10 protein-coding genes are annotated in these 12,819 nt (G+C 59.9%); all 10 read left to right on the forward strand.

Going from position 1 to position 12,819, the window contains the following annotated elements; all coding sequences use genetic code 11:
* The first annotated feature begins 86 nt into the window (after window positions 1-86).
* The 10 genes from glyA (at window position 87) to EKN07_RS00670 (ending at window position 12,739) form a co-directional block, all read left to right on the forward strand.
* A complete protein-coding gene (gene glyA / locus EKN07_RS00625; RefSeq protein ID WP_108715358.1) occupies window positions 87-1,391 on the forward strand; it encodes a serine hydroxymethyltransferase in 1,305 nt (434 codons plus the stop codon).
* Complete coding sequence (locus EKN07_RS00630; RefSeq protein WP_108715359.1) at window positions 1,388-2,278, forward strand: bifunctional methylenetetrahydrofolate dehydrogenase/methenyltetrahydrofolate cyclohydrolase; 891 nt, start codon at window positions 1,388-1,390, stop codon at window positions 2,276-2,278. Before glyA ends, EKN07_RS00630 begins: the two co-directional genes overlap by 4 nt.
* 522 nt (window positions 2,279-2,800) lie before the next feature.
* The gene (locus EKN07_RS00635; protein WP_126145413.1) at window positions 2,801-3,613 is read left to right on the forward strand and encodes an exodeoxyribonuclease III; all 813 of its coding nucleotides are present in this window, start codon (window positions 2,801-2,803) and stop codon (window positions 3,611-3,613) included.
* Between the two features lie 435 nt (window positions 3,614-4,048).
* Window positions 4,049-5,125, forward strand: coding sequence for a mannose-1-phosphate guanylyltransferase (locus EKN07_RS00640; protein WP_126145414.1), 1,077 nt, complete (start codon window positions 4,049-4,051; stop codon window positions 5,123-5,125).
* Between the two features lie 414 nt (window positions 5,126-5,539).
* The gene (locus EKN07_RS00645; RefSeq protein ID WP_240611425.1) at window positions 5,540-6,625 is read left to right on the forward strand and encodes a BMP family ABC transporter substrate-binding protein; all 1,086 of its coding nucleotides are present in this window, start codon (window positions 5,540-5,542) and stop codon (window positions 6,623-6,625) included.
* Window positions 6,626-6,734: 109 nt separating this feature from the next.
* Window positions 6,735-8,276 (forward strand): ABC transporter ATP-binding protein, encoded by a 1,542-nt coding sequence (locus EKN07_RS00650; RefSeq protein WP_126145544.1) that lies wholly within the window; start codon window positions 6,735-6,737, stop codon window positions 8,274-8,276.
* Window positions 8,273-9,505 (forward strand): ABC transporter permease, encoded by a 1,233-nt coding sequence (locus EKN07_RS00655; RefSeq protein ID WP_240611427.1) that lies wholly within the window; start codon window positions 8,273-8,275, stop codon window positions 9,503-9,505. Before EKN07_RS00650 ends, EKN07_RS00655 begins: the two co-directional genes overlap by 4 nt.
* On the forward strand, window positions 9,502-10,797 hold the full coding sequence (locus tag EKN07_RS00660) for an ABC transporter permease (RefSeq protein ID WP_108715363.1): 1,296 nt from the start codon (window positions 9,502-9,504) through the stop codon (window positions 10,795-10,797). The genes EKN07_RS00655 and EKN07_RS00660 overlap by 4 nt, the downstream gene beginning before the upstream one ends.
* Window positions 10,798-10,979: 182 nt before the next feature.
* Window positions 10,980-11,447 carry a cytidine deaminase gene (locus tag EKN07_RS00665; RefSeq protein ID WP_108716648.1) on the forward strand — a complete coding sequence of 156 codons (468 nt, stop codon included), beginning with the start codon at window positions 10,980-10,982 and terminating at the stop codon, window positions 11,445-11,447.
* Window positions 11,444-12,739, forward strand: coding sequence for a thymidine phosphorylase (locus EKN07_RS00670; RefSeq protein WP_108715364.1), 1,296 nt, complete (start codon window positions 11,444-11,446; stop codon window positions 12,737-12,739). Before EKN07_RS00665 ends, EKN07_RS00670 begins: the two co-directional genes overlap by 4 nt.
* The last annotated feature ends 80 nt before the right edge of the window (window positions 12,740-12,819 follow it).

Below are 12,819 nucleotides of genomic sequence, written 5' to 3' on the forward strand. Positions count from 1 at the left end.
CCGCGATTGCCGGAAGTTTAGCGACCCGGGCCGGGGCGGCGTGACGTTTTCCCGGTCGGGCCGGGTTCATCCAAGCAGGAGGAGTAATGTCCCAATCATCCCAGTTCAACGCGCCGATTGCAGCAGTCGATCCCGATGTAGCAGCCATTCTCGACGCCGAGCTCGAGCGGCAGCGCGCCTATCTGGAGATGATCGCATCGGAGAATTTCGTGCCACGCGCGGTGTTGCAGGCACAGGGATCGGTGCTGACGAACAAGTACGCGGAAGGTTATCCGGGCCGCCGTTATTACGGGGGTTGCGAGGAAGTTGATCGAGTCGAAGCACTGGCCATTGAGCGCGCAAGATCGTTGTTCAATGCCGAATATGCCAATGTGCAGCCGCATTCCGGTGCCCAGGCCAACGCCGCCGTCTATCATGCTCTGGTCCGCGCCGGGGATACCATCATGGGTCTCGAACTCTCCCACGGCGGCCACCTCACCCACGGCATGAAGGTTAATTTCTCCGGCCGGAATTACAACGTTGCCGCTTACGGTGTTGATCCGCAGACCTACCGTATTGACATGGACCAGGTGCGGCAGCAGGCGCTTCAAGAGCGCCCGAAGCTGATAATCGCCGGTTGGTCCGCGTATCCGCGGCATATCGACTTCGCGGCCTTCCGGGAAATCGCGGATGAAGTCGGAGCCTACCTGTGGACGGATATGGCACATTTCGCCGGCCTGGTGGCTGCTGGATTGCACCCGAGCCCTGTTCCGTATTCGGACGTCGTCTCGACAACGATCCACAAGACCATCGGTGGTCCGCGTTCGGGCATGCTGCTCTCGCGCGACGCCGACGCCCTGGGCAAGAAGCTGAACTCGGCAGTCTTCCCGGGGCAGCAGGGCGGGCCGCTGATGCATGTGATTGCGGCGAAAGCCGTGGCACTGAAACTGGCGGCCGGTGAGGAGTTTAAGCAAACTCAGCAACGGACCCTCGAAGGAGCGCAAATTCTGGCGCAGCGCTTGTTGGCGCGGGACGTGAGCGATGCCGGTATCACCCTTGTCACCGCCGGAACCGATGTCCACCTCGTGTTGGTGGACCTACGCAATGCGGCGATGGATGGAAAGCAGGCGGAGGACCTCTTACACGACGTGGGAATCACGGTCAACCGCAATACCGTTCCGTGGGATCCCCGCCCGGCCTCGGTATCCTCGGGACTGCGTATCGGCACCCCCGCGCTGGCCACACGCGGCTTCGGCGCGGAGGAGTTTGCAGAGGTGGCGGATATTATCGCGACCGCGCTTGCCGCAGGCCCGGCGGCCGATGTTGATGCGTTGCGCAACCGGGTCCGGCGCCTCACCGACGCCTTCCCGCTGTACCCCGGGCTGGACCAGACCGGTGCGGGTGCCCGGTGAGTGCCCAGATCCTTGACGGACGAGCTCTCGCCGCCGTCATAAAAGACGAATTACGCGGCAGGGTGGCGGAGTTGGCGAGGCTTGGGATCACTCCTGGCCTGGGCACGGTGCTGGTGGGGGAGGACCCGGGGTCGGTCTCCTACGTCGCTGGAAAGCACCGGGACTGCCAGGAGATCGGGATCGCGTCATTGCGGGAGGACCTTCCCGCGAGCGCGAGTCCGGCGGACGTTTCCCGCGCGATCGACCGTCTCAATGCAGATCCCGCGTGCACCGGATATATTGTCCAGTTGCCGCTGCCGGATGGGCTGCCCACCCGGCCTCTGATCGAACGCATTGCGCCGGAAAAAGATGCGGATGGTTTGCATCCCACGAATCTGGGACGGCTGGTTCTGGGGACTGGTGGTGCCATCGCATCGCCGTTGCCTTGCACTCCGATAGGCATTGTGGAGCTCTTGGCGCGCAATGGGGTTGAGGTCTCGGGCAAGCGAGTATGCGTGCTCGGGCGCGGCATCACCGTCGGGCGCACCATCGGGCTACTGCTGACCCGGCGTGGGGTGGATGCCACGGTAACGCTGTGCCATACGCGTACTGCCGATATCGCAGCGGAAGCACGTCGAGCCGATGTCGTGATTGCGGCGATGGGGCAGGCACATACGGTCAAACCGGACTGGGTCAAACCGGGCGCCGTAGTGGTGGATGTCGGCGTATCGCGCGTGTACGATCCGCAGCGGAAGCGCTACCGGATTCGCGGCGATGTTGACCCGGCGGTGGCCGATGTTGCGGGATGGATTTCTCCCAACCCCGGCGGGGTGGGGCCGATGACCCGCGTCATGTTGCTCTCCAATGTGGTCGCGATTGCCGAGCAACACGCTGGTTTGAGCTTCTGAGCCGGAACGAGCCTCTGAATGTACTCGTGCGGGCGACGTGCGCCGGTGATACGAGTAGTGAAGCGGCGCACTGCCAGTTGGAACCTGTCCGCGGCCGGAAGCCTGCTACTGAGCTGAATGCCTGCTGTCGGCCCAGACTCCGGCCTCGGGTCGTGTAGCTATTCGGCGACTATGGATCTGCTCCTAGTTTCTCGCTAGACTCCGGTTTTCTCGCGGAGTCGTGCGAGTAACCCGGAGTACATCGGTAGTGGACGTGGAGAATCTAAGTGTCTGCGCGGTATGGTGCGTGCCCCCGAGGTGGAAACAATATGGAGCCGGGCGTCGCAAGTCCGTCCCGTGCCACAAGGATGATTCTTACCGGGCTGACCGAGGCAATGCCCCGGCTGAAGTCCATCTGCCCGCAAAAGCGCCGTCGGTTCCCAGCGGGCCGACCGAGGCCATACCCCAGCTGAAGTCCATCCCGGGCCACAGCGAGGAGCCATTGAGAGGCGGTTGCCGCCTGTAGGCATTAGGCTGGGACGCATGAAGATCGCGACCTGCAATGTCAATGGAATCCGTGCCGCAGTGCGCAAGGGTCTGGCGGCGTGGATTGCCGCTGCCGACCCGGATGTTCTGCTGCTGCAAGAGGTGCGCGCTCCCGACGATCTCGTCGCGCCGTTGATCGGCGAGGGATACCAGGTGATCACCTGGGCCTGCGACATTCGTGGACGCGCCGGCGTTGCCATAGCGGTTCGTGAAGGGATTGAGATCGGCAGAGAGGTGCGGGGGCTGTCCGCCGAGCAACCGCCGGTGGATACGGGCCGCTGGTTGGAAGTGGAGTTGCCGGAGTTCGGCTTGCGGGTGGTATCCGCCTACCTGCATTCGGGCGACGCCGCAAGCCCGGAGAAGATGGCCGCGAAGTATGCCCATCTCGATGCCGTCGACAAGCGGCTGACTGAACTGCTTGGCGATGGAAGTGTGCTGGTGGGTGGAGACTTCAATATCGTGCGTGGCGAGCAGGATATCGCCAATTGGAAACCGAACCACAACCGGCACTCCGGCGTGCTCGATCCGGAGATCGCCTATCTAAATCGATGGTTCGGCGAGTACGGCTATGTGGATGTGCAACGCTTCCTTCTGCCCGACGGGCAGGGACCTTATACGTGGTGGTCGCAGCGTGGCAAGGCATTCGACAACAACACCGGATGGCGGATCGACTACCAGCTGGTCAGCCCCGAACTGGCCGGTGTCGTTGCCCACGCTCGGGTGGACCGTGCGCTTTCCTATCAGGAACGATTTTCCGATCATGCGCCATTCGTTGTCGACTATGCGTTGGAAGCCACGCGCCCCGCATGAATTCTCAGACCCACTGTGAATTCTCAGACCTATAACGGCACGCGATTCCCCGTGCTAAACCATGGCGGCGACTCAGCCCCACGCGGAAGATGAATGGATCTCCGGCCGCTAGCGGGGCTTCGAGCGAAACACCGCTCCGTGTGCATTGTTCCGGAGCAGGTGGCCCGGGCGTTGCGGTATTCGCCCTGTATGGCAACCGTGCCGACATTTGCGTGCGCGCCTGCCCTGGCGGGAGTGGATATCAACCATCATCGACACGACGGTGTACGACGAGATAGACGCCTGCCCTGGCGGGAGTGGATATCAAGACTCCTGTATGGCAACCGTGCCGACATTTGCGTGCGCGCTGTGGGTGCGGTGGTGGCCCCAGCAGCGATAGACTGCGCCGGGGCCGGGTGAGTACCGGTTTGTCCACGCTATGCGAACGGAGAAGCAATGACCGACTTCCATGCCATTATTCCCGCCGGCGGCGCAGGCACTCGATTGTGGCCGCTTTCGCGGCAGTCCGCACCGAAGTTTCTGACTGACCTCACCGGTGCGGGACGCACACTCCTTCAAGCAACGATTCATCGCCTCAGTCCAGTGGCGAAGTCGTGCCTGGTGGTTACCGGATCCGCTCACGCGGCGGCGGTAGGGGAGCAGGTACCGCAGGCGGACGTCATGGTCGAACCGTCCGCGCGCGGCACGATGGGGGCAATCGGTCTGGCAGCTGCGGTTCTGCAACAGCGGTACGGCGATGTCGTCGTCGGCTCCTTCGCAGCGGATCACCTTATCCGCGACGAAGATGCGTTTCATCGGGCAGTGCGCTCGGCGTTGGAAGCGGCTGAGAACGGCTACGTTGTCACAATTGGGATAACGCCCGATGAACCGTCCACAGCCTACGGTTATATTCGTGCAGCGGCTGCGATGGGAGAGAGCGCGCAGTCGGTGCTCGCTTTTGTTGAGAAGCCGGATGTGGAAACCGCTACCCGCTATTTGGCCAGCGGCGAATACTTCTGGAATGCGGGAATGTTCATCGCCAAGGCCTCGGTTCTGCTGCAGGCGTTGGAGCATTTTCACCCGGAGATGGCGCGGCCCATCGATGAGTTGGCGAAGGCCTGGGATACTCCGGAGCGCACCGCCGCAATTGAGCGATATTGGGAAGACCTTCCTGCGGCTGTTATCGACCGTGCAATTGCCGAGCCTCTCGCAGCCGAGGGCGGCGTCGCCGTTGTTCCAGCGGAAATGGGATGGTCCGATGTGGGTGACTACTCTTCGTTAGCGGCTGTCATTGCTCCCGCAGAGCTGTCGCATGGGGTTGTTCCCGGTGGTGAGCCGCAGAGGACCTTCATCAGTGACTCACCTGGCGCCTTGGTGTATGCGGGGTCGAAACCGATTGTGGTGGCCGGAGTGCCAGGGGCGGTTGTCGTAGAAGCGGCAGACGTGATATTTGTCACACAACAGTCAGCTGCGCAGGAAGTGAAGCGGATCGTTGACGGCCTCGACGACGCGGGCCTCGGTTATCTGCACTGAGGTTGTTCACGGATTGAAACGGTCATCTGTGCGGGGCTGTTTAGTCGCAGTGCGATAGGGAGAATGCGCATAGACATGGCCTCAACTGTGCGCGGAGCGTGTCAGGTGTGGTGCGTTCAAGGAACTCACGCAAAGAGTTTCAAGCGCTGTGTGGATTGGCTGTGATTCAGGTTCCATACCGCTTCGTAGGTTTTCACGTGTGTCCATTCGTGGGGGAGCGGTTTGCGTCAGACACCGCCCTGAGCAGCGGAAACGCGCTGTTTGTTGCAATTGGCGCAGCGCCGAAAGGCAATTTTTGTTGCAAGATGAGCGAATTGGGTATGAAGTGTCACATTTTTCATGAATTGCCGTGTAGGCTATGTTCACCAGCGCCGAACACGTCGGCGATTTAGGCACACACATCAGGAGAAAAGCGTGAATAAAACGAAGCTTGCGGCAATTTTGGGTGCTGCCGCGCTTGCGCTATCCGCTTGTGGCGGAAACAGCTCGGATAACAAGTCGTCTAACGGAGGTGACGGTGGGAATAAGGCGGGCAGTGATTACACCGCATGTCTCGTTTCTGATGCCGGAGGCTGGAACGACAAGTCCTTCAACCAGTCTGCAAAGGAAGGCTTGGAAAGGGCGGTTGAAGAGCTGGGCGTTGCGGAAAAGACGGCCGAGTCGAAGTCATCGGCCGACTTCCAGCCCAATGTCGACTCCTTGGTCGATAGTGGCTGTGATCTAGTCATCGGTGTGGGCTTCAACCTCAACGATGCGATTTCGCGCGCCGCGAAGAACAATGAGAACGTCAGTTTCGCCCTGATCGATGACCAATTCAAGGACCCGCTCGCCAACGAGCGCGCTCTGGTCTTCAACACGCAGGAAGCTGCTTATCTGGCGGGCTATTCCGCAGCGGCCATGACCAAGACGGGTAAGGTTGCAACCTTCGGTGGTATCCAGATTCCGTCGGTGACGATCTTCATGGACGGCTTCGTTGATGGCGTTGCCCGCTACAACGCGGACCATGGCACGAATGTCGAGGTAAAGGGCTGGGATAAGGAGGCCCAGACAGGTCAGTTCACGAATACCTTTGATGATCAGTCGAAGGGTACTGAGACCGCTCAGCAACTCATTAATCAGGGTGCCGACATCATCATGCCGGTTGCCGGTCCGGTGGGACTGGGGGCCGCCGCAGCTGCGCAGACCGAGGGTGATGTGTTGATCATTGGTGTTGATTCTGACTGGTATGAGTCCGCGCCGAACTACAAGGACATCATCCTGACCTCCGTGCAGAAGGATATCGGCTCCGCAGTCTTCGATACTGTTCAGGCCGGTAGCGAGGGTAACTTCACCGCAGACAACTACCTCGGCACGCTCGAGAATGGTGGCGTGAAGTTGGCCCCGTTCCATGATTTCGAGTCTGAGTTGCCCGAAGGCCTACAGGACGAACTTGATGCGATCCAAGAGGAGATCATCACCGGAAAGACCGTTGTTGAGTCCGACGCGGCCTTCGAAAAGTAATCCGATGCAATAATGTTGGAGCCCGGCCGTTGTGCCGGGCTCCAGCGCCCCAGAGGCTTCCGTGCGCCGAAACGGCTGCGTGGAAGCATTGAAGAAAGGCAGGCGGCAGTTGCGTCTGGAGCTTGTGAACATCACGAAGCGTTTTGGCTCCTTCGTAGCCAATGACAACATCAACCTTGTTGTTGAGCCGGGCGAGATTCACGCACTTTTGGGTGAGAACGGCGCGGGTAAATCGACACTCATGAATGTTCTGTATGGCATCTACCGGCCGGATGGCGGCGAGATCCTACTGGACGACGAACCGGTCTATTTCTCCTCCGCCGGTGATGCGGTGGCGGCAGGCATTGGCATGGTGCACCAGCACTTCATGCTGGTGCCGGTATTCACGGTTGCGGAATCCGTGGCGCTAGGCTACGAACCAGTATCGGGTCCTGGAAGATTGCTCGACTTCCGTGCTGCGCGACGGAAGGTGCGGGAAGTCTCCGAGAGGTTCGGATTCGATCTCGACCCGGATGCATATATCGAAGATCTACCGGTTGGCGTGCAACAGCGAGTCGAGATTGTGAAGGCGCTGTCACGCGATGCGTCTATTCTCGTCCTCGATGAGCCTACTGCGGTGTTGACGCCACAGGAAACTGACGAGTTGATGGATATCATGCGTCAGCTTGCCAGTGAGGGAACCTCGATCATCTTCATCACGCATAAGTTGCGCGAGGTACGCGCGGTGGCGGACAAGATAACCGTTATTCGCCGCGGGCAGGTAGTAGGGGAGGCCCAGGCGTCCTCCAGCGAGTCCGAGCTCGCGACGATGATGGTAGGGCGCCCCGTTATGCTGAAGGTCGATAAGCGCCCTGCCCAGCCGACTGATGGCGGGTTGGAACTGCGGGGCGTCTCGCTGCTTTCCCCCACCGGCAACACGCTCTTAGACGATGTGAACCTGGACGTACGTCCAGGTGAGATTGTGGCGGTCGCAGGTGTGCAGGGCAATGGTCAGACCGAATTGGCCGAGGTTCTCCTGGGACTGGAAAGTCCCAACGAGGGCAAGGTACTACTGGATGACCGGGACTTGACCAAAGCGAACGTACGGCAACATCTCAAGGCGGATGTCGGTTTCGTACCGGAGGATCGTTCCACCGATGGCATGATCGGTTCGTTCTCCATCGCTGAAAACCTGATAACCGACCAATACCACGACAAGCAGTTCGCCACCGGTCCATTCATGAAACCACGCGCCATTGCCGAAAATGCAGCAAAGCGTGTTCAGGAATTCGACATCCGTGTTGGTTCAGTTACCGATGCGATTTCTACGCTCTCAGGCGGTAACCAACAGAAAGTGGTTGTTGCGCGCGAGCTCTCGCAGGACCTGCGTCTTCTCGTGGCTAACCAGCCCACACGCGGCGTTGATGTCGGCTCGATTGAGTTCATCCATCAGCGCATTGTTGCTGCGCGTGACGCGGGGGTTCCCGTCCTCGTCGTCTCCTCCGAACTGGATGAGGTATATGCCTTGGCGGATCGGATTGCGGTGATGTATCGCGGGCGCATCGTAGCTGTGGTGCCTCCTGATACACCGCGTGATGTTATGGGCCTGCTGATGGCGGGTGTACCTGAGGAAGAAGCAATGGCTACTGGCGCTAAGGAGGGGGCGAAGTGAGCACGACTCTAGAGACTGATCCTCTGGAAGAGGAGAAGCCTATCGATGAGAATGCCCACGCTGGATTCGGCAGGTGGGTGGAAGCCGCCGTCGCGGTGAGTCTGCGATCAAACTGGCTGGTCTACGTGTTGGCAGTTGTGGTGTCGCTGCTAATTGGTGCGCTGCTGATAATCATCTCCGGCGCGAGCGTGACCGAGGCATACTCTGCCATGTTCCGCGGCGCCATTTATGACTACACAGCGGAGGCATGGCAAGCAAAGTTGGCTCCGCTGACCAAGTCCGTCTACAACGCGGTGCCCTTGATCATCGCCGGTCTGGGCCTTTCGCTCGGGTTCCGCGCCGGCCTGTTCAACATTGGCGGTCAAGGCCAAATCATCTGTGGCGCTATCATGGCGGCTTATCTCGGTTTCGCTTCGCCTTGGGAAGTTTCGGGCTTTGCTCATGTGCTTCTCTGCTTACTGGGCGGTGCTGCCGCCGGTGCACTGTACGGTTGGATTCCCGGTATTCTCAAAGCGAAAACCGGGGCCAACGAGGTCATTGTCACCATCATGCTCAACTCGGTGGCGCTGTTGTTGCTGAACCACCTGCTCTCGCTTTCTCTCTTCCAGGAAGAGGGCTCTTCGAATCCTCGTTCGCCGAACATAGCCGAGAGTGCAGAGCTTCCGTCACTCCTGCCGAGTCCGTTCAGGCTCAACGCAGGTCTGATAATCGCCATCCTGGTGGCGCTATTCGTGTGGTGGTACTTGGAGCGTTCTACATGGGGATTCGAGTTGCGTGCGGTTGGCGCCAACCCCAACGCGGCCCGGGTCGCGGGGATGTCGATTGCGCGTGTAACGGCGTTGACCATGGCGCTATCGGGAGCGTTCTGTGGCTTGGCTGGTGGAGTGCAGGTGACGGGAACGCTCTACTACCTTGACAATGGGGTAGCAGGAAACATGGGCTTCGATGCGATTACGGTGGCGTTGCTGGGGCGGAACAAGCCGGTAGGCACCTTCTTCGCCGGACTCCTCTTCGGCGCTTTCAGCGCCGGTGGTCGCATTATGGACACGCAGGCCGATGTGCCGATCGATATGACTCTTATTCTGGAGGCAGTGATTGTCCTCCTCATCGCGGCACCGCCTTTCCTACGCTGGCTGTTCCATCTGCCCAACGATGGAAAGATGACGATCCGTGAGTATCTGACACTGCAGTCCGAGAAGGCTGCTGCCAACGAGGAGGTCGCGGCATGAGCACCACAATCGACACGGTCTCTCCAGACGTCGCCCCTGTTACCCAACATGAGGTAAAGGCGAAGATCAACTGGAAGATGCCGATCACCTATTTCATCGCTTCTGTATTGACGCTGTATCTCATGATTTCTGCCGATGGCGATGCAACGATCAGTTTTAACCGGTCGAAGGCCGATAGTGTCAAGCTGTCGAACTGGGTGGTCGATGCACGCTTAGTCTGTGCGATTGCTTTCGTCGTTTGCCTACTTGTGTGCATTTACTCGGTGTTTCGGGCTGTGACACGGCGGAAGACTGGCGCGGCCCCGGCGGTCCTAGTCGGATTGTTTGCGGTTTTCGCACTATTGGTCTGGTTCGGTGGAGGGTCCGCTGGAACGATCACCTTGACCGCGACACTCGCATCTGCGCTGGCCCTCTCGACGCCGCTGATCTTCGGCTCGCTATCCGGTGTTGTGGCGGAGCGTTCCGGTATCGTCAATATGTCTATCGAAGGCGAGTTGCTGGTGGGTGCATTCGCGGGCATTCTCGTCGCCTCGTGGACGGGTTACGTGTGGCTGGGACTGCTTGCTGCTCCTTTGGCGGGAATGTTGCTGGGTGCGATTCTTGCGGTTTTCGCAGTGAAGTACAACGTGGATCAGATCATTGTCGGTGTTGTGCTGAACGTACTCGCACTTGGATTGACCACGTTCTTCTACTCGACGATCATGACGAAGAACATGGATCTGAATCGTCCCGAGGGCTTGAGTGACTTCAAGATTCCGCTGCTTGGCGATATTCCGATAATCGGTCCGGTGTTGTTCAGGCAGACAGTGCTGACGTACTTCATGTACGTCGTGATCATCGTCCTGACCATTATGCTCTTCCGCTCCCGTTGGGGCCTGCGCATGCGTGCTTGCGGTGAGCATCCCCACGCGGCGGATACGGTAGGTATCAATGTGCAGCGCACTCGCATCAGAAATACGCTATTCAGCGCTGCACTGGCGGGGCTTGGAGGTTCATACTTCACCATAGGAGCCGCGATCGCGCACTCCTTCAACGAGAATATTTCCGCTGGAAACGGATACATCGCCCTAGCCGCCATGATCCTAGGAAAGTGGCACCCGCTAGGTGCGGTGGGTGCATCATTGATGTTTGGATTTGCCAATGCGATCTCGATCCTGCTGCCGAGTCTGCAGGACAGTGCGCCGTCGAACATCATCAACATGATCCCGTACCTGGTAACGGTGCTGGCAGTGGCCGGCTTTGTCGGACGTTCCAGGCCACCGGCGTCGGAGAACGTTCCGTACTACAAGTAAACCGCTGGGCGGACGCAACCTGCGTCTGTGCACGCACTGGAGTATTTGGCTGGCGGGTGTCGGTGATGCCCGCCAGCCAGAGTACAAGCACCAGCGATAGAAGTATCGAATTGACGTGTTTCCGCGGTCTATACGCGACCGCTGAAACACCGGCAGTACCGGGATCACCCGGTGGAGGAATGATGAAAATAACGACTGAGACATGGGCAAAACTGCATGGTCTCGCAGTCGAGGCCATGCAAACTGCATACGCTCCGTATTCCGGCTACCCGGTTGGAGCGGCGGGTATCGCCGAGGATGGCACGTTCTACTCCGGATGCAATATCGAAAATGCGGGCTACGGGGTAACGCTGTGCGCCGAATGCGGGCTGGTCAGCGCATTTGTACGCGGTGGCGGACGGAGGCTTATGGCCGTGGCGTGCGTCAACGGCAATAGTGAGCCCGTTGTTCCGTGCGGTCGCTGTCGGCAGGTACTCTACGAACATGGCGGTCCGGAGATGTTATTGGCGATGCCGGAGGGAATTATGCCAATGAAGGAGGTGCTGCCCTACGGCTTCGGGCAAAAGGATTTGGAAGACGTGGCTACCTCAACATTCACGAGATCTGATGCCAAGGCGGCTGTTGCGGCGGCGCAGGGAGGGAAGCGATGAGTGAGGCCTTTGACGCCGTCGACGTCATTGCGATCAAGCGAGACGGCGAGGTGCTTCAGGATGAGCATATCGACTGGGTTATCGATGCTTATACGCGCGGGGTCGTAACTGACTACCAAATGAGTGCTCTCGCCATGGCGATCTTCCTCAACGGAATGACTCGCCACGAGATCGCGCGCTGGACGGATGCCATGATTCGCTCCGGCGAACGAATGGACTTTTCCGGCCTCCCACGCCCAACCGCTGACAAGCACTCCACCGGGGGCGTGGGCGATAAGATCACCCTCCCTCTGGCGCCGCTCGTTGCCAGTTTCGGCGTGGCGGTACCGCAATTGTCCGGACGCGGGCTCGGCCACACGGGAGGTACCCTCGACAAACTGGAATCCATTCCCGGATGGCGGGCCGGTCTCTCCAACGAGGAGATCTATCGGCAGTTGGGCACCGGCTCGGGAGCGGTGATCTGTGCCGCGGGCGCGGGCCTGGCGCCGGCCGATAAGAAACTCTATGCTCTGCGTGATGCGACGGCCACGGTTGCCTGCGTACCGCTGATTGCGTCATCGATCATGAGCAAGAAGATTGCCGAGGGAACGGGTTCGCTGGTGCTAGATGTAAAGGTGGGATCGGGCGCCTTTATGAAGACCTTGGATAAGGCGCGTGAACTCGCCCGTACTATGGTGGACCTCGGAACCGATGCGGGTACGAACACCGTGGCATTGCTGACCGACATGTCTGTTCCTCTTGGTCTCACGGTGGGAAATGCACTGGAAGTGCGCGAGTCCGTGGAGGTACTTGCCGGTGGAGGACCGGACGACGTCGTCGAACTGACGGTTGCCTTGGCGCGTGAGATGCTTGCTGCTGCGGGCCAACCAGATGCTGATCCTGCTGCAGCGCTGCGTGATGGCCGCGCAATGGACGTGTGGCGCACCATGATCGCAGAGCAGGGCGGTGACCCGGATGCACCATTACCGCAGGCCGCACACACCGAAGACGTGCTGGCCGAGAAGGACGGCATCCTCCAAGACCTTGACGCACTCGCCGTCGGGGTGGCGTCGTGGCGACTGGGTGCGGGTCGTGCGCGCAAGGAGGATCCGGTGCAGGCAGGTGCCGGTGTAGAGATCTTCGCCCGGCCGGGTGACAAGGTCGTACGCGGGCAGAAACTGCTGCGCTTGCATACCGATGAGCCGGAGCGATTTGCCCGTGCGCGTGAGTCCCTCGCGGATACCTTGCATATCTCCGATGAGGCCGTTGCGCCGCGTGCATCGGTCGTGCTGGAGCGAATCGGGCGGGAATAGGATCGCGACGCTGCGCCAGCCACTCGTGACAACCAGCGGGAGGCTGCCTTGGCGGCTAGCGACGAAGCGGCGAGCATCCC

This window comes from Actinobaculum sp. 352 (genome assembly GCF_003957265.1).
Taxonomy (GTDB): Bacteria; Actinomycetota; Actinomycetes; order Actinomycetales; family Actinomycetaceae; genus Asp313.

Coding starts and splice junctions, on each gene's coding strand:
- EKN07_RS00670 (WP_108715364.1), top strand. CDS start 11,444: ATGAGTGAGGCCTTTGACGCCGTCGACGTCATTGCGATCAAGCGAGAC.
- EKN07_RS00665 (WP_108716648.1), top strand. CDS start 10,980: ATGAAAATAACGACTGAGACATGGGCAAAACTGCATGGTCTCGCAGTC.
- EKN07_RS00660 (WP_108715363.1), top strand. CDS start 9,502: ATGAGCACCACAATCGACACGGTCTCTCCAGACGTCGCCCCTGTTACC.
- glyA (WP_108715358.1), top strand. CDS start 87: ATGTCCCAATCATCCCAGTTCAACGCGCCGATTGCAGCAGTCGATCCC.
- EKN07_RS00635 (WP_126145413.1), top strand. CDS start 2,801: ATGAAGATCGCGACCTGCAATGTCAATGGAATCCGTGCCGCAGTGCGC.
- EKN07_RS00640 (WP_126145414.1), top strand. CDS start 4,049: ATGACCGACTTCCATGCCATTATTCCCGCCGGCGGCGCAGGCACTCGA.